This is a genomic window from Streptomyces gobitricini (assembly GCF_039532985.1).
Taxonomy (GTDB): domain Bacteria; phylum Actinomycetota; class Actinomycetes; order Streptomycetales; family Streptomycetaceae; genus Streptomyces; species Streptomyces gobitricini.
This window is the reverse complement of the sequence record NZ_BAAASR010000018.1, coordinates 329,904-352,745: the sequence shown is the minus strand read 5'-3', so window position 1 is coordinate 352,745 and position 22,842 is coordinate 329,904. Positions and strand designations below refer to the sequence as shown.

The window sequence follows — 22,842 nt, the reverse complement described above, 5'->3', positions numbered from 1 at the left end:
GGCGTAGGGTCCCCCTATGGTGCACGTATTGAGCAGCAGGGTTCTGCTGCGTCCCCGTGATCCGCACGCCTCGCGCGTCTTCTACGGCGAGACCCTGGGCCTCGCCGTCTACCGGGAGTTCGGTACCGGCCCCGAGCGCGGAACCGTCTACTTCCTCGGCGGTGGGTTCCTCGAGGTCTCCGGCCGCTCGGAGGAGCCGCCGACCGCGTCGCTGCGGCTGTGGATGCAGGTCGCCGACTGCGCGGCGGCGCACGACGAGCTGGCCGGCCGGGGCGTACGGGTGCTGCGGGCACCCGTGCGCGAGCCCTGGGGCCTGATCGAGATGTGGATCGCCGACCCGGACGGCCACCGCATCGTGCTCACCGAGGTGCCCGAAGACCACCCACTGCGCTACCGGCCCTGAACCGCTCCGCCTCGCGTGGGGCGAAGCGGCCGGGCGGGCGTCAGAGGGCGCAGCCGGGGACCCCGTTCAGCCAGGCGGGTCCCTGGATGTAGATGTTGGTGACCCACGCCCCGTAGTCGGGCAGATAGGACCAGGCGTCATTGGTGTGACCGTCGGAGGTCACCGTCTCCGCGCGCTTCTGGCACTGGACGCGGACCGTCGTCGGCCCGGGGAAGGCGTACACGCGCGCGGCCTTGGTGGACGGCTGGGCCTTGGTCCAGACACCGGTGCCCCAGGTCCGGAAGACATGGCCGGTCACCGGGCCGGTGTCGACCCGGACCGCACCGAAGTACCCGCCGTCCAGGCGGACATCACTGACCATCAGCCTGGTGCCCGACTGCCGCGCCTCCACCATCCTGCCGGCGCCGAGGTAGAGGGCGATGTGGTGGAGTTTCTGGGACGTGCCCCAGACCAGCAGGTCACCGGGGACCAGCGGGGCGAGCCCCTGGGCCGCGGTGAAGCGCTTCGCGGCGCGGTGGGTGTAGTACTGGGCGCCGGCCACTCCGTCGAGGATGTCCGCCCCGGTGGCCTCGGCGTAGGCGTGGCGCACCAGTCCTGAGCAGTCGAAGCCGAGCCGCTCCGGGTCGTGCTCGCTGGCCGGGTCGGTCGGGTCGACCCGCCCGTACGTGGGGCCGGGCTTGGCGCCGTGCCCGCCGCCCCACGTGTACCAGACGCCCGCCGCCACCTGCTCGCACGCGGCGGCCACGGCGCGCTCGGCCGCGGCGGAGGCTCCGGGCGCGCGCACGGCGCACGCGCCGTCGGCCGCCACCGACGGCGTCGCGGTCACCGGCCGCACGGTCGCGGCCACTGACGCGGGCGCCGGTGCCCAGAGGAGGAGGGCGGCCAATCCGGAGAGCGTTCCGGCGAGTGGGAAGCGGCGAAGCATGCTGGGCCCTCGTTCCTGGAGACGTACCTGACTGGGCAGCAGCCTGCGGGCCGTGCCCTCCGCACGTCGAGGTCCCGGCGGCACCCCACCCGGACGGTCAACGGGAAACACCCGGGAAACCCCGGCGACCGGCGCCCTCAGCGACCCGCGCAGGCGTCGTCCACGGTGGCGGGCAGACCCGGCAGCAGCCTCTCCCGCTCCTGCGGGCCGATGCGCTGCCGCACCCGGCAGATCTCCGCCAGCCGGGTCCCGACGTCCAGGTCCCACAGCCGCACGGTGCCGTCGTTGCTGCTGCTGGCCACGGTCCGTCCGTCACGGGAGAACACGGTGCCCCACACCGCGTTCGTATGACCCGTCAGCGCCGCCCACAGCCGCCGCCCGGGCACGTCCCACACCCGGACCGTACGGTCGTTGCCGCTGCTCGCCAGCGTCCTGCCGTCGGGGGAGAACGCGATGCCCCGCGCGGAACCGGTGTGACCGGTCAGCGTTCCGGTGGAGTGGCCCAGCCGGGCGTCCCACAACCGCACGGTCCCGTCGTTGCCGCTGCTGGCGAGCGTCCGGCCGTCCGGGCCGAACGCCACGCCCCGGACCGCGCCCGTATGGCCGGTGAGCGTGGTCAGCGGCCGGCGGGTGGCCACGTCCCACAGGCGTACGGCCAGGTCGTCGCCGGCGCTCGCCAGCGTAAGCCCGTCGGGGCTGAACGCGACGTCGTTGGCGAAGTCCGTGTGGCCGGTCAGGACGGCCGAGGGGAGGCGGGTGGCCGTGTCCCACAGGCGGACCGTGCCGTCGGAGCCGGCGGACGCCAGCGTCTTGCCGTCGGGCGAGAAGACCACCGAGAAAACGTCCCCCCGGGTACCGGTCAGGACGGCCGAGGGGAGGCGGGAGGTCACGTTCCACAGGCGGACCGTGCCGTCGGAGCCGGCGGACGCCAGCGTCCTCCCGTCGGGCGAGAAGGCCACCGAGAACACGGTCTCCCGGTGGCCGGTGAACGTCGCCAGGACCCGGCGTCCCGCCACCTCCCACAGCCGCACCGTGTGGTCGGCGTCGGCGGTGGCCATCAGCGTCCCGTCCGGGCTGTACGCCGCCTGCCAGATCTCGGTGAACGGACGCGACGCCAGGACCGAGCCCCGCAGGTCCCACAGCGCCACCGACCGGTCGAACCCCGCGGTGGCCAGCAGCCCGCCGCCCGGATCCACGGCGACCCCGAGCACGTAGTCGGTGTGGCCGGTCAGCGTCATGGCCGGCCGCCCACTGCGCACGTCCCACAGCCGCGTCGTACCGTCACCGCCCGCGCTGACCACCATCGTGCCGTCGGGCGTGTAGGCGACCGCGTTGACGTCGTCGTCGTGCCCGGTCAGCACCCGCGCGGCGCGGCGCGGGCCGGTGTCCCACAGCCGCACCGTCCGGTCCACGCCACCGGTGGCGACCGTCCGCCCGTCCGGGGCGAAGGCGGCCCCGAGTACCTCGTCGGTGTGCCCCCGCAGGACGGCCAGCGACCGGCCGCTGACGGCGTCCCACAGCCGTACGGTCCGGTCGGAGCCGACCGACACCAGCGTCCCCCCGTCCGGGGCGTACGCCACCGCGTTGACCCGGCCCACGTGGCCGCTGAGGAACGCCACGGCCCGCGCCGCCGGGACGTCCCACAGCTGGACCGTGCCGTCGGCCCCCGCTACGGCCAGTGTCCGCCCGCGCGGCGCGAAGGCCACGGCCCGCGCGCCCGTGGTGCGCGCGGGCAGGACCACCGGTCCGGTCCGTCGCCCGGCGGTGTCCCAGAGGCGTACGGGTCCGGCCGTGGACGTCGCCGCGAGCGTCCGCCCGTCCGGGGCGAGGGCGACCGCGCGCACCCGCCCGGGGACGGTGTACGTCGCGGTCGTCCGGCGGTCGGCCACCCGCCACAGCCGTACCGTGCCGTCCGAACCGGCCGACGCCAGCAGCCCGTCGACCGGTGCGAAGGCCACCGCGTTGACCGGCCCGCGGTGACCGCGGAGCCGGGCGGAGAAGGGCTGCGACTGGGTGCTGAGCAGCGCCCCGCGCGCCTCGGTCGTCGCCTTGGTGCGGTAGGCCTCCTCCGCCAGCAGCATCGACGCCTCCGGCTGACCGGAGGCCAGGGAGGTGGACCGCACGGCGAGCGCCTGCGAACGGGCCACCCGCTCCTGGTCGAGGGCACCGGCCCGCTGCTGGTACGCCACGCCCCCGGCGGTCAGCGCGAGGGCCAGCAGGACGACGAGCGTGGCCAGCATCCGCTGCTGCCACCTCACCTGGCGTCTGGCCTGCTCGGCGCGGCCCTCCTCCTCCGCCCGGCTCGCGCGCAGGAAGGCCGTCTCGCGGGGGCTCAGCCTGCTCGCCCCGTCGAGCTCGTCGGCCCATGCCCGTACGGTGTCCAGCCGGGCCCCGCGGTAGAGGGCGGACGGGTCGCGCCCCTCCCGCTCCCAGTCCTCGGCGGCGTGCGCCAGTTGCTGGTGGATCAGCAGCCCGGCCCGGTCGGCGTGGATCCAGCCGTGCAACCGGGGCCAGGCGTAAAGCAGGGCCTCGTGAGTGATCTCGACGGTGTCGCTGTCCATCGTGATCAGCCGGGCCCGGACGAAGGCGTCGAGCGCGCCCGCCGCACCCTCCGCGCCGGCCAGCTGCTCCAGCAGGGCCGTCCGGCCCATCCGCCTCCGTGTGGCCCCGGCGCCGTCGGCGACATGGACCAGCCGCACCAGGATCCGGCGGAGGACCTTCTGCTCGGCCGGGTACAGGCGGGCGAACACGTCCTCGGCCGTACGCGCGACCGCCCCCTGGATGCCGCCGGTGTCCTCGTACCCGGCGACGGTCAGCGTGGCACCCTCGCGCCGCTGCCAGGTGGTCATCAGCGCGTGGGACACCAGGGGCAGGGCGCCGGACGGGGCCCGCGCCGGCGCGCCTTGGGGGCCCGCCGTGCCCGTGTCGTCGCGCAGGCCCGCGTCCCGCAGCAGGAGCGGGACCAGTCCCGGTTCGAGCGTGACCCCCGCGAGCCGTGCCGGGCGGGTGATGGACTCGCGCAGTTCGGCCACGGACATCTGGGGCACCACGAACAGCCCGTCCGTGAAGAGCGACGCCGGTTCGGGGAGGTCCAGGCACCTGCCGGTGAAGTCGGCCCGCACGCCGATCACCACGACGGCCGGGTCGTACCCGGTGACCTCCGGCCGGGAGGTGGCGAGAGCGGTGAGGACGCGGACGAACGCGCGCCGCTCGTCCTCGTCGGAGCAGAGCGTGAACAGCTCCTCGAACTGGTCGACGATCAGCACCGGCCGGACGGGCGGCGGGCGGCGGCCGCCCCCCCCCGGCTCGGCGCCCGGCCCCCGCCCGCCGGCCGACCGCCCCCCGTCACCGGCCGGCGCCCCCTCCTCGCCGGCCGACCGCCCCCCGTCACCGGCCGGCGGGCTTATCGCGACCCGGCCGTCCCCGGGCGCCCGGGCTTCCGGCACCCGGCCCTCCGGAGGCGGAGCGCCCGACAGCCGGTGGACGGCTGCGAGCAGTGCCTCCGGCCGGGCGCTCAACCGGCGTGTACCGATGCCGAGATCGCTCCCCAGGGCCTTGGCGGTGCGGTCCAACAGCTCCTGCAGCGGCTGCGTGGTGGGCGTGCACCTCACCAGCGGCCACTCGTCGGCACCCGCCATCGGGAAGCCGCCCCGGCGCCGGAGAGCCGACACCAGACCGGCGTTGAGGAGCGACGACTTGCCGGCTCCGGACGGGGCGACCACCAACAGCGGTCCGCCGCCGATTCGTTCGTACAGCCGCTCGACCAGCGCGGCCGTCACCCGCTCCCGGCCGAAGAACCACCCCGCGTCCTGCGGCCCGAACGCCGACAGGCCCCGGTAGGGGCAGTTGTCGTCCGGCCGGTCCTCCGGCGGCGAGTGGGGAGGTGGCGTCTCCCGCACCAGGCGCAGCAGTTCGCCCTCCGCCCGCAGGACCTGGTCACAACGGCGCGCCACGTCGATGGTGACCCGCTTGGCGCCGGTCTCGATCTTGCTGAGATAGCCCTTGCTGTAGTGCGTCAGACGCGCCATCTCGGCCAGTGACAGGCCGCGTTGCAGCCGCAGGTCTCTCAGCCGCGCGGAGAAGGACACCGCGGCGTCGTCGGGCAACTCGTGCGGACGGTCGGTTCTCCGTCCCCGGTCCGGATCCCCCAAAGCATCCCCCGTGGCAAGGTGCGCCCAGATTGCGAGATGACAGGGGTCAAGGCTACCGCGGGGGTCCGGCCGTCGGCCGGACGATTCGTCCGAGGTGGCGTAAACAGGACTTCCGGAGTCGCCGGGTCGGCGGCTCCGGAAGCTGTCCATGATGCCGGGGGCTCGGGGTTACCGCTGGAGGGTGATCGAGTTGATCGGCGTCATGTCCTTGTCGATGTAGTAGCCGGCCCCGAGATAGCCCTGGCAGCCGGTGCCGTTGTACCCGGTGCAGGTCCGCACGGTGGCCCCGCCGGTCTGGTTGTTGAAGATGCGGTACGTCCCGTACATGTTGCTGAGGTTGTGAGCCCCGTACGTGTAGTACCGGTGCGTCGGGCGGTCGTTGTTCCACCCCGCGCCCGGGTACAGGCAGACGTACCCCGAAGCGCACCCGTGGCTGGCGGCGGCCTCCGCCGCCTGGGCCTGGGTGGCGGAGACCGTGGTCATCGTCCCGATGGCGAGCGCGAGTGCCGCGGCGGTCCTCATCATCTTCGTCTTGCGCACGTTTCCCCCTTGGTGGGTCTTGCGGCGTGCTGTCGACTCCAGACTGTCCACGGCGACCACCGAGGAGAACGGGTTTCCTGTTGCCCGTCGCGCCACGCCCCGGGAAACCACCGGTGACCAGCCGCTCCGGAGCGGCGAGTCAACAGCCGTGGAGCACCGTCACCGGTGCCGCGGGGCACCCGCTCGCGACGGGGCCGTACGGGGACGTACGGAGTGGTACGGCGTCGCGCACCGAGCCGCACCCGACCGCCCTCCGGTTTGCGGGCGTGTGTTCGGTGCCGTGGAAGCCGGGCGGTGGCGGGCATCCTCCCCCGCGCGTGTCGCCGCCGGGACCTTCAGGCCGTCGCGTCCGCGAGCAGGCGGGCCAGGGGCCGGGGGACACCCGCCGGGTCCAGCCGCCGGACGAGTGCCCGCGCGTACTGCGACTTCCGGCCGCTGTGGGTGCCCATGAACCGGTGCAGCTGCTGCTCGACGGTCCGCTCCCGCTGCGCGGGCTGGTTCCGGAACGTGCGGAACGCCCGCCACTCGCCTTCGGCGACGATGACCTGCCGGACCGTGTCGGTGCCCACCGCCCGTATCAGCTCGTCCCCCAGGTCGGCCACGCACACGTGGAAGCCGCGCCGTTCCATGTCGGCGCGACCGAGGGTGCCGCCGAGCCCGGCCCGCTCCAGCCCGCGCCGGAACCAGCGCTCCTCCGCGGCGTCGCACAGCCCCGCCACGTCGAGGCCGAGCCCCCGCGGACCGAGCACCTCCAGGAACCGTCCGATGCCGGTCACACCGCCGAGCGGCACGACGGGGAACCCCTCGGCGTCCAGGTCCCGGCCCAGGCAGGCGGCCAGCGTCTCGACGGCGACCCGGTCGCTGGGGCCTTCGACGAGGAGGACCTTTCTCAGCCGGACGCGGACGGCCAGTTCCCGTGCGCTCGCCGCGGCCGGTGCGGCACCACGGCCGCCTGCCGCCCAGGCGACCGCCGCCGACCGGAAACGTCCGACATCGTCCATCCGTGTCAGTCTCGCAAATTGAGGTGAGCGGTGTGGCTGATTTTCCGCCCCGCCGAGGCCGGTGATTACACCGATGCCGCACCGCCCGGGACGCCGTGACAGTGGGGCACCCCCACCCGCCACGGCGATGCGGACCGGCCGCACCGGGACGCACGCGCCACGACAGAGAGGACGACTCCGTCGTGCAACAGCACAGTAACCCCACCTCCACCTCCACCCCCACCCTCGCCCCCACCGCCGCCCCCGTGGCCGGTAAGCGCCGCCGCCGGACGGTCACCGCGGCCCTGGCGGCGTTCCTGGCCGTCGCCGGTCTCAGCACCGCCATGACCCCGGGCGCCCAGGCGGCTGACAACCCCTACGAGCGGGGCCCCGCGCCCACCACGTCGAGCATCGAGTCGGTGCGCGGTCCCTTCGCGGTGTCGCAGACCAGCGTCTCCTCACTGAGTGCCAGCGGCTTCGGCGGCGGCACGATCTACTACCCGACCACCACCAGCCAAGGTACGTTCGGAGCGGTGGCGATCTCGCCCGGCTTCACCGCCACCGAGTCGTCCATCGCCTGGCTCGGACCGCGCCTGGCCTCCCAGGGGTTCGTCGTCTTCACCATCGACACGAACAGCACCCTCGACCAGCCCGACAGCAGGGGCCGGCAACTGCTCGCCGCGCTCGACCACCTGACGCAGCGCAGCACGGTGAGAAACCGCGTCGACAGCACCCGGCTCGGCGTCATGGGGCACTCCATGGGCGGCGGCGGTTCCCTGGAGGCGGCCAAGAGCCGGCCGTCACTCCAGGCGGCGATCCCGCTCACCGGCTGGAACACCGACAAGACGTGGCCGGAGCTCAGGACGCCCACGATGATCATCGGGGCCGACGGTGACACGGTCGCCCCGGTGTCCTCGCACTCCGAGCCGTTCTACCAGTCGCTGCCGTCCACGCTCGACAAGGCGTACCTCGAACTGAACAACGCCTCCCACTTCACACCGAACACCTCGGACACCACGATCGCCAAGTACAGCATTTCCTGGCTCAAGCGGTTCATCGACAACGACACCCGCTACGAGCAGTTCCTCTGCCCGATACCGCGCCCCAGCCTGACCATCGAGGAGTACCGCGGCAACTGCCCGCACAACTCCTGACCACCACCCCGGTGGCGGCCGCGGCCCTCTGGGCGCGGCCGCCACCGGGCCGCGTTGTGCCCGGGCACAGAGTTGCCCCGCCGCCCTTGGGAACATGCCCACCGACAGGGCACCCGGGGGGCTGTTCTTCCAGTTCGCAGTGGTTGGAGGAGCCGCACGCCCGGCGTGGACCCAAGGCTTCCGGTAGTCGTTACGCGGAAGTAACGTGATCGGCGTGACGAAGACGACCGCCGGGACATCCCCACGACTGTACGGCCGCGCCGCCGAACTGGACGCCGTGGCCGCCCTGTCGGAGCGCCCGCTGTCCGGCCGCTCGGGGGTTCTGCTCGTCGCAGGCGAGCCGGGACTGGGCCGGACCGCCCTGCTGGACCGGGCCGTACGCGACTTCGCTGCCGGAACCGTCCTGCACACCCGCGCCGCGCCGGCCGAGCGCCACCTCGCCCTCAGTGGGCTGCACGCACTGCTGAGCAGCGCCGCCGCCCTCGACGCCCCCGCCTTCGGTGCCGTCACCCCCGGCGTCCTCGCCCCCGGCCACCCGGCCGCCCGCATCCCCTCGGGCGACGGCACCGCACCCGGCGGCACCGCGCGCAGCGGCACGCCGGCCACCGGCCTGCCGCCCACCGTGCTCTTGGACCTGCTGCGGCGCACCGGCCACCGGCGGCCCGTCCTCGTCTGCGTCGACGACGCGCACCTGTGGGACCCGCTGTCGCGCGCTGCCCTGGGCTTCGCCGCCCGGCGCGTCGACTCGGCACCGGGCGTCGCCCTCCTGTTGTCGGTGGCCGGGCACCGGGCCTGCGCCCCCGACTTCGCCGGACTCCCCCTCCTCCGCCTCGGCCCGCTCACCGAGCACGCGACGGGCGCGTTGCTCGACGACCTCGCCCTCGGCGCCGCCGACCCCCTCGTACGTGCCGAACTGCTCCGCGAGGCCGAGGGCAACCCCGCCCTCCTCACCGCCCTCGCCGGCCGGCTGTCGCCGGCGCAGCTCTCCGGGCACGCGCCGCTGCCCCGGCCCCTCGCGGACGGACCAACCCTGACGCGTGTCGTGGGCGGCCGGCTGGCCGGACTGCCCTCCGCCACGCGCGACCTCCTGTTACTGGTGGCCGCCGCCCACGAGCACCGCCCGGACGGCTGCGGCGCCGACGAGGCCCTGGTGCTGCGGGCCGCCCGCGCCGCCGGCCTCGACCCCGCCGCCCTGGACGCCGCCGAGCGGGCCGGGGTGGCGCGCAGCGAGGGCAACCTCGTCCGGTTCGACGACCCGCTGGTGCGCCGAGCCGTCCACCGCGGTGCCCCGCTCGCCCGCCGGCGCGCGGCGCACGCCCGGCTCGCCGCCGTACTCGACGGACAGCGCGACCGGCTGGCCCACCTCACGCACCGCGCCCTGGCCTCCGACGGCCCCGACCCGCGGCTCGCCGCCGAGCTGGCGTCCGCCGCGTCCGCCGCGGAGGTACGGGCCGAACCCCTCCAGCGGTCCCTGGCGCTGGCCCGGGCGGCCGACCTCACCGCCGCGCACCGCTCCCGCGCCGCCCGGCTGACGGCCGCCGCGGAGTACGCCCGGCTGGGCGGCCGCCCCCGCCGGGCCGGGGAACTGCTGGCCGCTGCCCGCGAGGGGGCGGCCGGGCACGACGCGGTGCGGGGCGGCGCCGAACTGGTGCGCGGTGCCCTCGCCCTGCGGGACGGGCCCGTGGGCGACGCGCACGAGGCGCTGCTGCTGGCCGCCGCGCTGCTCGACCCCTACGACCCGCAGGGCGCCCGTGGGGCCAGGTTCGGCGCCATGGAGGCGGCGTGGGCCGCCGGAGATCTCCCCGCCTGCCTGACCGCCCTCGACCAGGGGACGGCATCCCGCGATCCGGACGACGACGACTTCCGGGCCGGGATGCAGGCCGCGCTGAGCATCCGGTTCGGGGACGCGCGGGGGCCGCTGCGGCGGGTGATCGACCGGGCCGGGGACGACGACGACCCGGTACGGCTGCTACGTGCCGGGGCCGCGGCGCTCGTCCTCGGCGACATCACCGCCGCCTGCCGCCTCAACGCGAGGGCCCTGGCAGCCGCCCGGGCGCGGGACACCGCCACCCTCGTCCCGCAGGCCCTGGAACACCTCGCCTACGCCGAGCTGCGGGCCGGGCGGCACGCGCGCGCACGGGCCCACGCCGAGGAGGGGCTGCGAACCGCGCACCGATCGGGCCAGCGCAACGTCGTGGCCCAGCACCACGCCGTCCTCGCCCTGGTGGCCTCGATCGAGGGCGGCGGCGCCACGCTCACCGCCCACGCCGACGCGGCCCTCGACATCGCCCGCCCGCACGGCCTCGTCCAGGCCGCCTCCCTCGCCGAATGGGCCCGCGCCCGCGCCGACCTGGGGCGTGGCATGGCCCTGGACGCGGCCGCCCGCCTGGGCCCCCTGGTGCGGCCGGGGCACCGGCGCGGTCACTTCGCCGTACGGATGCTCATGGCGCCCTGCTTCGTGGAGGCCGCCGTGCTCGCCGGGGAATGCGCGGCCGACGCCGGTACCGCGGTGGAGGAGTTCGCCGGCTGGGCGGCCCTCGGCGCCGATCCGCAGGCCCCCGCGCAGCTGGCCCGCTGCCGCGCCCTGCTGGCCCCGCCGCCGGAGGCGGAGGCGCTGTACGCGTACGCGCTCACCCGGCACGAGCGGGCGGGTGGCGACTTCGAGCGCGCCCGCACGCTGCTGCTGTACGGCAAGTGGCTGCGGCGCCGGCGAAGGCCGCGCGAGGCCCGGGGACGGCTCAAGGACGCGCTCTACGCCTTCGAGCGTTCCGGCGCCGTCGTGTGGGCCGAGCAGACCCGGGCCGAACTGCGGGCGACGGGCGGGGCGGCCCCGCCGGAGACGGCCGGTCCGCTGGCGTGCCTCACCCCGCAGCAACTGCGCATCGCCCGGTGCGTCGCCGAGGGGGCGACCAACCGCGAGGTGGCGCTGCGGCTCTCCATCAGCCCCCGTACCGTCGACCATCATCTGCGCAACGTCTTCGCGCTCCTCGGGGTCCGGTCCCGTGTCGAACTGTCGCGGCTGGTCGCCCGGGAGGAGACCGTCCCGGCCGGATGACCGTCCGGCCCGCGCGGAGACCGCCGGCCATGCGGGGCCCGCCGGAGACGGGCGGGGCCGTGCGCACCGGCCCGACCCGCCAGCGGCGCCCGCCACTTCGCCGGCGTCCGCGACGCTCTGCGCGGTGACCGCCACCACCGGGCCGGGGCAACACCGCGCGCACAGCGGTGGATCGAGGTCTCGGGCGCTCCGACTCCCGCCCCGGCGAGGGCTCTTGCCGAGGCCGGCCCGGCCCGGTCACCGGTTTACCACCCGCGCCAGTGAGTTCCGGCCGGGCGGGCGCGCGAGGGAGAAGACGCCGCGTCGCGCTATCGGTTTCCCGGGACCCGGCGCAGGCGCCGGAGGGCTCGGTCGCGGGAGGCGCCGTAACAGAGGAATCGTATTCCCGCCAAAGGGGGGAAGTTTTCCGATCCCGGCGAGCTCGGGCGTGTGCGCCGAATGTCTCCGTTCGACGGCCGTAGGTTGCAGTCCCGAGAACTGTGATGTCCACAGCCGCTGTTTTGACGGAAGGCATATTCATGGACCTTACCGACGTCGACGACCACGAGACCGCCATCGCCGTGATCGGTGTCGGATGCCGACTGCCCGGCGACATCACCGACTTGGGGGCGCTCTGGGGCGCCCTCGACAGCGGGCGGGACCTCGTCGGTGAGGTTCCGGACGACCGCTTCGAGGTGCGGCGGTTCGTCGACCGGCCGGCGCCTCGGCCGGGCAAGTCCTATACGGCCGCCGGTGGTTTCCTCTCCGACATCGCCGGATTCGACGCGGCGTATTTCGGCATCTCGCCCAGAGAAGCGGCACAGATGGACCCGCAGCACCGGCTGCTGCTGGAATTGGCCGTCGAGGCACTGGACGACGGGGGGATTCCCGCCTCCGCACTGGCCGGTTCGGACACCGGGGTCTTCATCGGAATGTCCGACCATTCCTACGGCACTTTGCAGCTCACCCTCACTGGCGACGTGAATCCTTACACCATGCTCGGTGCCGCGGGCGCGCTCGGCGCGAACCGCCTCTCGCACTTCCTGGACCTGCGCGGCCCCAGCATGGTGATCGACACGGCCTGCTCCTCCTCCCTGGTGGCAGTGGACCGGGCATGCCGCTTCCTCACCGAGGGCGGCGGCCGCGCCGTCCTGGCCGGTGGCGTCAACATCCTGACCAGCCCCCTCAACTACGTGGGCTTCTCCCAGGCGGCCATGCTGTCCCGCCGGGGCCGGTGCGCGGCGTTCTCCGCACACGCCGACGGATTCGTACGCGCCGAAGGCGGGGGAGTGGTCGTCCTCAAGCGCCTGTCCGACGCGCTGGCCGACGGTGACCGCGTACACGCGGTGATCAGGGGCACGGGCACCAACTGCGACGGCAGGACGCAGGGCGTGGCCCTGCCCAGCGCGACCGCGCAGGAGGAACTGCTGCGCTCCGTCTACGCGGAGGCGGGCGTGCACCCCGACGACCTGGTGTACTTCGAGGCGCACGGCACCGGCACCCAGGCGGGCGACCCTGTCGAGGCCCGCGCCGTCGGCCGGGCCCTCGGGCGGCGCCGCGGCGGCGGCGCGCTGCCCCTGGGCTCCGTCAAGTCGAACCTCGGACACCTGGAGCCCGCGTCCGGGATGGCCGGCCTGTTCAAGGCCCTGCTCGTGCTCCGCCACGGGCACGTCCCCGCGTCCCTGCACGCCACGCCCCTCCACCCGGACATCGACTTCTCCGGCCTCGGGCTGGCCCCGGCCGTCGAGCCCCTCCCCGTCACGGTGACCCGGCGGTCCGCCGTGGGCGTGAACTCCTTCGGGTTCGGGGGCGCCAACGCCCACGTCGTGCTGGCCGCCCCGCCCGCCGCCGCCCCGCTGCCCCGGCAGGCCGCGGGACCGGGGGACCGGCCGTTGCCGGTGCTCGTGTCCGCCCGGTCGGCGCGGGCGCTGCGCGAGGCGGCCGCCCGGGTGACGGAACGGCTCGCCACCGCCGAGCCGGGGGAGTTCTACGACCTGGCCCGCACCACGTGCCTGCGGCGTGACGCGCACCCGCACCGCGCGGTCGTCCTGGCGAACGGGGCCCGCGAGGCGGCCGCACGGCTGGCGCGGCTGTTCCCGGGCGACGGCGACCGGGACGGCACCCAGGAACGGACGGACGCCGCCGGGGCGGTCGGGGAGAAGACCGGGCACGGCGCGGTGACGTACGTCTTCTCCGGCAACGGCTCCCAATGGCCCGGCATGGCCGCGGACCTGATGGCCCGGGAGCCGGGGTTCAGAGCGGCCGTCGACGAGGTCGACACGGCCCTCGCCCCGTACCTGGGGTGGTCGGTGGCCAAGCGGCTGGAGTCGGCCGACGCCACCCACTGGGAGCGCACCGAGATCGCCCAGCCGATGCTGTTCACCGTGCAGACCGCGCTGGTCGCCCTGCTCGCGGAGCGCGGCGTGCGGCCCTCCGCCGTCATCGGCCACAGCGTCGGCGAAGTGGCCGCCGCCCACGCCGCCGGGGCACTGGACCTGCCCTCCGCCGCCCGCGTGATCGCCGAGCGCAGCCGCGCCCAGGCCGCCACGGCGGGCAGCGGACGGATGGCCGCCGTGGGCCTGGGCGAGGTGGCCGCGCGGGAGGTCCTCACCGCGTACGAGGGCCGCCTGGAGATCGCCGGGGTCAACAGCGGCCGGGACGTCACCGTCGCCGGGGACCCGGACGCCCTCGCCGCCCTCGGCGAGGAACTCATGAGCCGTCAGGTCTTCTTCCGCGACCTCGGCCTGGACTACGCCTTCCACAGCGCGGCCATGGACCCGCTGCGCGAACCGCTCGCGCAGTCCCTCGCCGGCCTCGCCCCGACCGCGACCCGGCTGCCGATGGTCTCCACCGTCACCGGAGCCCCCGTGCCCGGCGAGGAGCTGACCGCCGACTACTGGTGGCGCAACGTCCGCGAACCCGTACGGTTCGCGCAGGCGGTGGACCGGGCCCTCGCCGACGGAACGGACATCCTCCTCGAGATCGGCCCCCACCCGGTGCTCCGGTCCTACCTGCGGCGCGCCAGCCCCGCACCCGCCACCTGCTACGTCCCGACGCTGCGGCGGGACGCCGACGGCGTGGCCGCCGTGGCGGAGGCGGTGGCCGCCCTGCTGGCGGCGGGCGCCCCTGTGGACTGGGAGCGCCACTTCCCGCACCCGGGCCGGCCCGTCGACCTGCCGGCGTACCCGTGGCAGCGGGAACGCCACTGGAACGGCGCCCCCGAGAACTGGGTGCTGCGCACCGGCGGCGACGGCCGGATCGACCACCCCCTGCTGGGCGAGCGGATCCCCGCGCCACAGCCGCTGTGGTCCGGCGCCGTGGACCCCGCCCTCGTCCCGTGGCTGGCCGGGCACCGGGTGGCCGGGACCGTGGTCATGCCCGCCACCGGTTACGTCGAGATGGCCCTGGCCGCCGGGCGCCGCGCCCTCGGCTCCCCGGCGGAGGTCGCGTACGTGCAGATCCACCGCCCCCTCGCGGTGCCCTGGCCCGACCCCGAGGCGCTGCGCACGCAGGTGACGGTGTCACCCGACGACGGGGTGCTCACCCTCACCAGCACCGACGCCCGCGGCGACGAACCGCGCACCCACGTACGCGCCCGGGTGCGCGCGCTGCTCGACGAGCGCCCCGACGCCCTGGACGCCGCCGCCGTACGGGACCGGTGCCCGCGCACCGTCACCGGCCCCGACCACTACCGGACCTGCGACCGGGCCGGGCTGGCCTACGGCACCGCGTTCCAGGTCCTCACCGGCCTGCGGGTGGGCCGCGGCGAAGTACTGGCCTCCTACCGGCACGACCCCGGCACCGACGCCGCCGGTTACGAGGCCCACCCCGCCCTGCTGGACGGCGCCCTGCAGGCCGGAGCGCCCCTGCTCTACGAGGACCCCGCCACCACGTCCGCGTACCTGCCCTCGTCCATCGGCGCCGTACGCGTCTGGCGCACGCCCTCCGCGACGGGCCTGGTGCACGTCCGGGAACGCTCCCGCGCCGCGGCTGAGGTCTGCTGGGACATCACCGTGACCGACCAGGACGGCACCGTCACCGTCGAGATGGAGGGCTGCCGGCTGCGCCGCCTCACCGAGGCGGAACCGGCCCCCGTGATGCTGCGGCACACCGTGCTGCGCGCCGCCCCCCGCCCCGGCGGCCCCGCGCCGGCGGGCACGGCGCCCACGCCGTCCCGGCTCGCGGCGGCCGCCGCCGAACGGATCGCCGCCCTGCGTACCGCCTGGCGGGACACCCCCTACGAGCGCTTCGTGACCGCCGAGAAGGAGGTCACCGCGCACGCCTGGGGCGAGGCGCTGAGCGGCTTCCTGCCCGGCCGGGACGCGGCCTTCGACCTGGGGACGCTCACCGACGGCGGACTGCGCCCGGCCCACCGCCTCATGGTCGAACAGATGCTGCCCCTGCTGGAGCGGCACGGACTGGTGGCGTCCCTCCCGGACGGACGGTGGCGCCTGACGACCGGAGTCTTCCGCACCCCCGAACTGCTCGACGCGCTCCTCGCGGAGCACCCCGAATTCTGTGCCCACGCGGCGCTTCTCGCCCGGCGGGCCCAGCACGTGGGCGACATCCTGCGCGGCGCCCGCGACCCCCTGGAGCTGCTGGCCTCCGACGGAGCCACCTACGAACAGTTCTACGACCTCGCGCCGGTCGCCCGGTTCCACAACCGTGTCTGCCAGGCGCTGGTGCGCGGACTTGTCGAAGCGTGGCCGAGCGACCGGCCGCTGCGGGTCCTGGAGGTCGGCGCCGGGACCGGCGGCACCACGGCCGCCCTGCTGCCGCTACTCCCCCCGGAGCGCACCCGCTACACGTACACGGACGTCTCCGCCGCCTTCCTCACCCGTGCCGAACACCGTTTCGCCGCCCACGACTTCCTCGACTACCGCACCCTCGACCTCGACACCGACCCCGGCCCGCAGGGGTTCACCGAGAGCGCCTTCGACCTGGTCGTGTCCGCGCACGCCCTGCACGCCACCACCGACGTGGCCGCCGCGCTGCGCCGGGTCCGGGCCCTCCTGGCGCCGGGCGGGCTGCTGCTGGCACTGGAACCGCACGACACCGAGCAGCTGAGCGGCATCTTCGGAACCCTGGAGAGCTTCTGGCAGCGCGGCGACCACCACCTGCGCCCGCACTCCAACCTCCTCGCCCGCGACCAGTGGCCGCCGCTGCTGGAAAGGTGCGGCTTCACCGACGTCGTCCTCACCGGCGACGACCGGAAGCCCGCGCGGGACGACTGCTCCGTGCTGCTCGCCGCCGCACCCGCGGACGCGACCGCCGCGGCCGAGCCCCTGCCCGTCCCGGACCGGCTCACCGCCTGGGCCGTCGCCGTCGAGAGCGAGGAGGAGATGCCGGCCGGCCGGGCGGTCGCCGACCAGCTGCGGCAGGTGGCCGGCGACCCCGCCACCGTCATGACCGTCGAGGCCGGCACCGCCCCCGAGTCCCTCGCCCGGCTGCTGGCGACCGGCGCCCGGGACGTGACGCTCACCGTCCTGTGTGCCGAACCGGAGACCGACCCCGTCCGCCTGACCGCCCAGGCCACCCGCCGGGCCGCCCTCCTGCGCGCGATCGCCGCGGCCTGCCGCGACGACCTGCCCGAGGACGCCACCGTCCGGCTGTGGCTGGTCACCCGCCCCACCGGGCTCTTCCCCGCCCCGGAGAACCCCGCCTTCCCCGGTGACGCGCCCCTCTGGGGCGCGGCGCGCACCCTGGCCAACGAACAGCCCCGGCTCGGCATCCGCCGCGTCAGCCTGGAGCGCAGCGGCGACCCGGAGACCGACGCCCGGCGCCTGGCCGCCGAACTGCTCGCCCCCGGCGACGAGGACGAGATCGTCCTCACCCGCGGCGGCCGCTTCGTCCCGCGCGAGACCCGCACCCGTCCGGGGCTGACGCGCCTCACCGAGCCGGTGGAGGCCTTCACGCTCCGCGTCAGCGACCCCGGCCTCGGCTACCGCCTCACCTGGGAACCCACCACCCCCGCCCGGCCGGCGACCGGACACGTGACCATCGCCGTCCGCGCCGCCGGGCTCAACTACCGGGACACCCTGACGGCCAACGGGCTGCTGCCCCGGGAAGCGGTGGAAGGCACCCCCACCGCCCAGGGACCGGGACTGGAATGCGCCGGCGTCGTCACCGCGGTCGGCCGCGGCGTGACCAGGTGGGCGGTGGGGGACCGGGTGTACGGGCTCGCTCCCGCCTCACTGGCCTCCCACACCGTCGCGCCCGAGGAGTCCCTCGGCCGCATCCCCGAGGGGATGAGTTTCGCGGCGGCGGCGACCCTCCCCGTCGTCCACGCCACGATCCACCACAGCCTGCACCGCCTCGCCCGCCTGGCACCCGGTGAGACGGTCCTCGTCCACGGCGGCGCCGGCGGCATCGGCATCGCCACCCTCCAGTACGCCCGCTCACACGGCGCCCGGCTGATCGCCACCGCGGGTTCCGAGGCCAAGCGCGACTGGTTGCGCGCCCAGGGCGTCGAACACGTCCTGGACTCACGCAGCCTGGACTTCGCGCCCGAGGTGCGCCGCATCACCGACGGCGCGGGCGTCGACGTCGTCGTGAACTCCCTGGCCGGTGAGGCCGTCGCCCGCAGCATGGAGCTGCTGCGGCCGGGCGGACGCTTCATCGAACTCGGCAAGCGGGACATCCTTGAGAACAAGCCGCTGTCCATGCGCCCCTTCGACCGCAACATCGCCTTCTTCGGGGTCGACCTCAACACCCTGCCCCGCCACGCTCCCGGCAACGGTGAGCTGTTCACCGAGGTGGCCGAGCGGGTGACCACGGGCACGTACCGGCCCCTGCCGCACACGGCGTACCCGGCCGCGCGCGTCGAAGAGGCCTTCCGGCTCCTCCAGCACTCCCGTCACATCGGCAAGGTCGTCCTCACCTTCGACCCCCTGGACGAACCCGTCCCGGTGACCACCGGGCACCTGGAGCCCCGCCTGGACCCGTGCGGCACCTACCTGGTCACCGGCGGACTCGGTGGCTTCGGCGCCGCGACCGCGAACAGGCTGGCCGAGCTGGGCGCCGGACAGCTGGCGCTGGTGAGCCGGCGCGGCGAGCGGGCCCCCGAAGCGGCCGCGGTCCTGGCCCGCCTCGCCGAAAAGGGCGTGCGGGCGACCCCGTACGCCGCCGACGTCACCGACCCGGACGCCGTACAACGGCTCCTGCGGGACATCGACGCCACGGGCCGCCCGTTGCGCGGCGTGGTGCACTGCGCCATGCACCTGGACGACGCGCCCCTGTCGGAGCTGACCGACGCACGGTTCAGTGCCGTCCTGGCACCCAAGACGACCGGTGGCGCCCTGCTGGACCTGCTCACCCGTGACCGGCCGCTGGACCTGTTCGTCGCCTACTCCTCCCTCACGGCCTGCCTCGGCAACATCGCCCAGGCCCCCTACACGGCCGGCAACGCCTATCTGGAAGCCCTCGCCCGCCATCGCGGTGCCGCCGGCCTGCCCGCCACGACGATCGCGTGGGGTGCGATCGGCGGGACGGGGTACGTCGCCCGCCACGCCCTGGAACACACCGTCTCCCGCCTGGGGATGGTCCCCCTGACGCCCGGGGAGGCGCTCACGGCGGCCGGCCCCCCGCTCGCCGCCGGGTCCTCCGTCGCCGGCGTCGAGCGCTGCGACTGGGCCTACGCCAGGGCCCTGCTCCCGCTGCTCCAGGGCCCGCGCTTCCAGGCGCTGATGCCGGACGGCACGGAGGACGACAACCGGTCCCAGGCCGACACACTGCGTGAACTCGCCCGGATGGCACCGGAGGAGGCCGAGGCCGCCGTCACCTCGATGCTCGCGACCCTGCTGGCGGGCGTGCTCCACATGAGCAGCGACGACCTGGACCCGCACCGCCGTCTGGAGGACCACGGGCTGGACTCCCTCATGGGCGCGGAACTCCTGGTGGGCGTGCGCAACCGCTTCGACCTGGTCCTCTCGCCCGCCGAACTCATGGGCACCGGCCTGACCCTGGCCGACATCGCCCGCCTGGTCCTGCGACGGCTGCAGGCCCGCCTCGACGGCGGAGCGGAGACGCCCTCCGGACAGTGAACCGGCCGGCGGACGGCACCGTCACCGGCGCGGACCCCCGGATCTCCGGACCCCCGGATCTCCGGACCCCCGGATCTCCGGGCGCCCGGAGGCCCGGACGGCGCGGGCGCCCACTCCCGGGTGGGCGCCCGGTCCGCGCCACCCCGCACCGGCCGCCCGGACGAGCGGACCCACGGCCGGACGAGCGGACCCATGGCCGGCCGGCCGCCCCGGAGTCAGCCCTGTACGGGCGTGAGGACCACGAAGTCCGCTCCGGCCGGGTCGACGCAGACCGCGAGACGGCCGACGTCCGGAGCGTCCTCGGGTCCCATCTGAACGGTGCCGCCCTTCTCCCTGACCTCGGCGACCGTCGCGTCGCAGTCGGTGGAACCGAACACGGGGTGCCAGTAGGGGCGGCCACCGGTGAGGGTGAGCGCGTCGGCCGGGAGCTGCATGAGACCGCCGTGCATCCGCTCCGGGGGCAGGCCGGACGGGCCGATCAGCGAGTACGCCCCGCCGCCCGGGAGATCCATGTCCTGCGTCTGCCACCCGAACAGGTTCCCGTAGAACTCCTTGGCGGCGGCCGCGTCCGTCGTGTACAACTCGACCCATCCCAGGCTGCCCGGGCCGTCCACGGCCTCCACGCCCTTGGTGGACCCCGGCTGCCACACGGCGAACTGGCCCCCTTGCGGGTCGGTGTACTGGGCCATCCTGCCCTCATCGCCGGCGTCCATCGGGGCGACCCGGACCGAGCCGCCCGACCGCTGCACGGCTTCGGTGGTGGCGTCGGCGTCGGGCGTGCTGAAGTAGATCATCCAGGCCGAACGGGCGCCTTCCTCGGTGAGCTTCCCCAGCCCGGCGACCGTCCTGCCGTCCTGTTTGAAGAAGCCGTAGTCCCTCTCCTCGGGGCTGTACGGCTGGAACTCCCAGCCGAACACCGAGCCGTAGAAGTCGGCCGTCGCCGGGACGTCGGGCGAGCCGAGGTCGAGCCAGCAGGGCGAGCCGGGGGCGAAGTCAGTGGTGATCACGGCGCATGCCTCGTTTCGCGGGCGTCACGGAAATCGCGTACGGCAGAAGCGTGGCACCCACCACTGACATCCGCCCTCCGGGACGGACGAACCGGTGAAGCGACGAACCGGTGAAGCGACGGGCCGGTGAAGCGGCGGACCGGTGAAGCGACGGGCCGCTGAACCGAAGAACCGGTGAAGCGACGGGCCGGGGAAGGGAGCAAGCGGAGGATGACCGGGCGGGCTCAGAAGCCGTGCGGGTGGCGGAAGAGCCGTTCCGGGTCGTACGCGGCCTTCACCTTCACCAGGCGGTCGATGTTCGCACCGTAGTAGGCGCGACGCCAGTCCCGCAGCGCCGGGTCCGTGTAGTTCTGGTACGCCTGGCCGCTCGCCCACGGACGCATCACGTCGTACGTGGCGTCCAGCCACGCGCGGTGCCGGGCCACCGTCGCCGCGGGGGCGCGGTCGGGCCAGGAGACGATGTACTGGGCGAGGAAGAGCGCGTCGCGGTGGACGAACGCCGTGTCGGCCGCCCGGACCCGGTTCGCCGCGCCGCCCATCGCGTCCAGCGCGATGCTGCCCGCACCGCCGCCACTGAGCCGGGCCAGGCGTTCCACCCGGGCGATCAGCGCCCTGACGCCGGCGGCCGGAACGGGGCGCGTGTAGAAGTCCGAGCGCGCGGTGTACGACTCGCGGGCCACCCGGCCCTGCGGGGTGCGGCCCGGGAGGGAACCCTTCTGGTGGGCCTGCGCGATGCTCCAGCCGGACACCCCGCCCATCACCTTCATCGCGTCCATGAACGGACGGGTGCGGATCGACTCCGCCGTGGGCGCCGCGCCGATGGCGCCGGCCAGCCGGTCGAGCCGGTTCTCCAGGTCGCTCCGGCCGGTGAGGGCAAGCCCGCCGACCCGGACCGAACCGGGACGTCCGCCCACCGGCGCCGCCAGGTGCAGGTTCGCCCAGATCCCGTCCGGCGCCGCCGGGGCCCAGCGCTGCCACTCCCGTACCACCGCGGCCGCGCGCGCCCAGGGCCATCTGAGGAAGAACGTGGTGCACTCCGGTGCCGCGTGCGTGCGCATCCGCAGCTCCGTGACCACCCCGAACTGGGCGTTGCCGGCGCCGCGCAACGCCCAGAACAGGTCCGGGTCGCGCTTGGCGTCCACGTCCCGTATCCGGCCGTCGGCGGTGACGATCCTGGCCCCCGTCAGACTGTCACTGGACACGCCGTAGGCACGGCTGACGACCCCGACGCCGCCGCCGAGCACCAGTCCGGCGACGCCCACGGTCGGGCAGGACCCGGCCGGTACCGTCCGGCCGCCGGCGGTCAACCTGTCATACACGTCGATGAGTTTGGCGCCCGCGCCGATCGTCGCGATGCCGCCCGTCAGAGAGACGGACGCCATGTTCTGCACGTCGACGATCAGGCCCGGCCCCGACGACCAGCCCGCGTACGAGTGTCCGCCGCTGCGTACCGCCACCGGCACCCCGTGCCGACGGGCGAACGCCAGGCAGCCCTGGACGTCCTCGGGCCGGGCGCAGTAGGCGATCCCCGTGGGACGTACGGCGTCGAACCGGGGGTTGAACAGCGTACGGGCCACGTCGTAGTCCCGGTCGCCCGGCCGCACCAGCGTTCCGTCGAGCTCCTTGGCCAGCGCCGCCCAGTCCGCGGCACGGGGCGCGCCCGGCGCCTTGCCCGCGCCGCCCACCGCCCCGGCTCCCGGGCCCGGCGCCCGTGTGCCCGTCATCCCGGTGAGGAACGCCCCCGAGACGGCAGCGGCGGCGCCGGTCCCCAGAAGCCGGCGCCGGCTCGGTCCGCCGCCCGGTTCCGTCCGCGTGCCGCTGCTCCGTGCCGCCGTCCGGTCCATCGTCCGCCCCCCACCGCCGTGTTGATCTGTCGCAGAGAGGATGATGAGAGGAAACCGAGCGAGGTTGCGTGTGACAACCCGGCTTTACGAGGGGGATTCGACGTGGCAGGCAGCACCGAACGCACCGGGACACCTCTGGGCAGGCTCCTCCGACTGGGCACCCTGCCCGTCGCGGCGGCCGCTCTGACGGGCACGGTCGCGCTGTCGATGGTCCTGGTGGCCTTCGGCAACATCACCGACTTCGGCACCAATCAGCAGTTCGTCCAGCACGTCCTGGCCATGGACACCACCTTCAAGGACCCGCAACTGATGTGGCGGGCGATCACCTCACCCGCCCTCCAGAACGCGGCGTACATCGCCATCATCGTCTGGGAGGTGCTCACCGCGGCCGTCCTCGTGCTCGCCACCTGGCTCTGGTCGGTGGGGTTCGGGCAAAACGCCTTCGACCGTGCCCGCCGGGCGAGCAGCGTCGGCCTGGTCATGGTGCTGCTCCTCTTCGGGGCGGGTTTCTTCGGCATCGGAGGGGAGTGGTTCGCCATGTGGCAGTCCTCGGACTGGAACGGCCTGGACTCGGCGTTGCGTTACGTCGTGCTGGCGGCGTTCACCCTGATCGTGGTGCACCTGCCGGGAGCGGTACGCCGGGGGGACTGACACGGGGCGTCGTGCCCGCGTTCCCACCGGCGCTCCCGGCCGAGGGGGGCCACCGGGGCGGGACGGACCCGCCCGGTTCGCCGGTGGCCGGGCCCGCCCCGTCACCCGTCC

Annotated in this window: 11 protein-coding genes; 5 read left to right on the top strand and 6 right to left on the bottom strand. The window is 74.9% G+C overall.

Annotation, left to right across the window (positions count from 1 at the left end; genetic code table 11):
- Positions 1-16 precede the first annotated feature (16 nt).
- Positions 17-403, top strand: a complete 387-nt coding sequence (locus tag ABD347_RS16950) for a VOC family protein (RefSeq protein ID WP_344361928.1) — start codon at positions 17-19, stop codon at positions 401-403.
- Between the two features lie 40 nt (positions 404-443).
- Here the strand turns inward: ABD347_RS16950 and ABD347_RS16945 are convergent, their stop codons facing one another.
- The 4 genes from ABD347_RS16945 to ABD347_RS16930 all read right to left on the bottom strand — a co-directional run bounded on the left by ABD347_RS16945 (position 444) and on the right by ABD347_RS16930 (position 7,020).
- Positions 444-1,229, bottom strand: a complete 786-nt coding sequence (locus ABD347_RS16945) for a C40 family peptidase (protein ID WP_425575675.1) — start codon at positions 1,227-1,229, stop codon at positions 444-446.
- Between the two features lie 236 nt (positions 1,230-1,465).
- Complete coding sequence (locus tag ABD347_RS16940; RefSeq protein ID WP_425575674.1) at positions 1,466-5,479, bottom strand: nSTAND1 domain-containing NTPase; 4,014 nt, start codon at positions 5,477-5,479, stop codon at positions 1,466-1,468.
- Positions 5,480-5,647: 168 nt separating this feature from the next.
- The gene (locus tag ABD347_RS16935) at positions 5,648-6,019 is read right to left on the bottom strand and encodes a hypothetical protein (RefSeq protein ID WP_344361923.1); all 372 of its coding nucleotides are present in this window, start codon (positions 6,017-6,019) and stop codon (positions 5,648-5,650) included.
- A gap of 335 nt (positions 6,020-6,354) precedes the next feature.
- On the bottom strand, positions 6,355-7,020 hold the full coding sequence (locus ABD347_RS16930; protein WP_344361920.1) for a TOPRIM nucleotidyl transferase/hydrolase domain-containing protein: 666 nt from the start codon (positions 7,018-7,020) through the stop codon (positions 6,355-6,357).
- 245 nt (positions 7,021-7,265) lie between these two features.
- Here ABD347_RS16930 and bdeA point away from each other — a divergent pair, with 245 nt between their 5' ends.
- From bdeA to ABD347_RS16915, 3 genes are all read left to right on the top strand, one after another.
- Positions 7,266-8,153, top strand: a complete 888-nt coding sequence (gene bdeA, locus ABD347_RS16925) for a bis(hydroxyethyl) terephthalate hydrolase (protein ID WP_344362401.1) — start codon at positions 7,266-7,268, stop codon at positions 8,151-8,153.
- A gap of 214 nt (positions 8,154-8,367) precedes the next feature.
- Positions 8,368-11,208, top strand: a complete 2,841-nt coding sequence (locus ABD347_RS16920; protein ID WP_344361918.1) for a helix-turn-helix transcriptional regulator — start codon at positions 8,368-8,370, stop codon at positions 11,206-11,208.
- 518 nt (positions 11,209-11,726) lie between these two features.
- Complete coding sequence (locus ABD347_RS16915; RefSeq protein WP_344361916.1) at positions 11,727-19,229, top strand: SDR family NAD(P)-dependent oxidoreductase; 7,503 nt, start codon at positions 11,727-11,729, stop codon at positions 19,227-19,229.
- 215 nt (positions 19,230-19,444) lie between these two features.
- Here the strand turns inward: ABD347_RS16915 and ABD347_RS16910 are convergent, their stop codons facing one another.
- Together ABD347_RS16910 and ABD347_RS16905 are read right to left on the bottom strand one after the other, a co-directional pair.
- A complete protein-coding gene (locus tag ABD347_RS16910; RefSeq protein ID WP_344361913.1) occupies positions 19,445-20,236 on the bottom strand; it encodes a VOC family protein in 792 nt (263 codons plus the stop codon).
- 224 nt (positions 20,237-20,460) lie between these two features.
- Positions 20,461-21,960 carry an FAD-binding oxidoreductase gene (locus ABD347_RS16905; protein WP_344361910.1) on the bottom strand — a complete coding sequence of 500 codons (1,500 nt, stop codon included), beginning with the start codon at positions 21,958-21,960 and terminating at the stop codon, positions 20,461-20,463.
- A 222-nt stretch (positions 21,961-22,182) separates the two neighbouring features.
- On the opposite strand from ABD347_RS16905, the gene ABD347_RS16900 reads away from it, so the two are divergent.
- Entirely contained in the window at positions 22,183-22,731 is a 549-nt protein-coding gene (locus tag ABD347_RS16900) for a DUF2165 domain-containing protein (protein WP_344361908.1), read from the top strand.
- The last annotated feature ends 111 nt before the right edge of the window (positions 22,732-22,842 follow it).

Bases quoted from the DNA above. Each gene is read 5' to 3' on its own strand.
- ABD347_RS16950 (WP_344361928.1), top strand. From the start codon at position 17: ATGGTGCACGTATTGAGCAGCAGGGTTCTGCTGCGTCCCCGTGATCCG.
- ABD347_RS16930 (WP_344361920.1), bottom strand. From the start codon at position 7,020: ATGGACGATGTCGGACGTTTCCGGTCGGCGGCGGTCGCCTGGGCGGCA.
- ABD347_RS16915 (WP_344361916.1), top strand. From the start codon at position 11,727: ATGGACCTTACCGACGTCGACGACCACGAGACCGCCATCGCCGTGATC.
- ABD347_RS16905 (WP_344361910.1), bottom strand. From the start codon at position 21,960: ATGACGGGCACACGGGCGCCGGGCCCGGGAGCCGGGGCGGTGGGCGGC.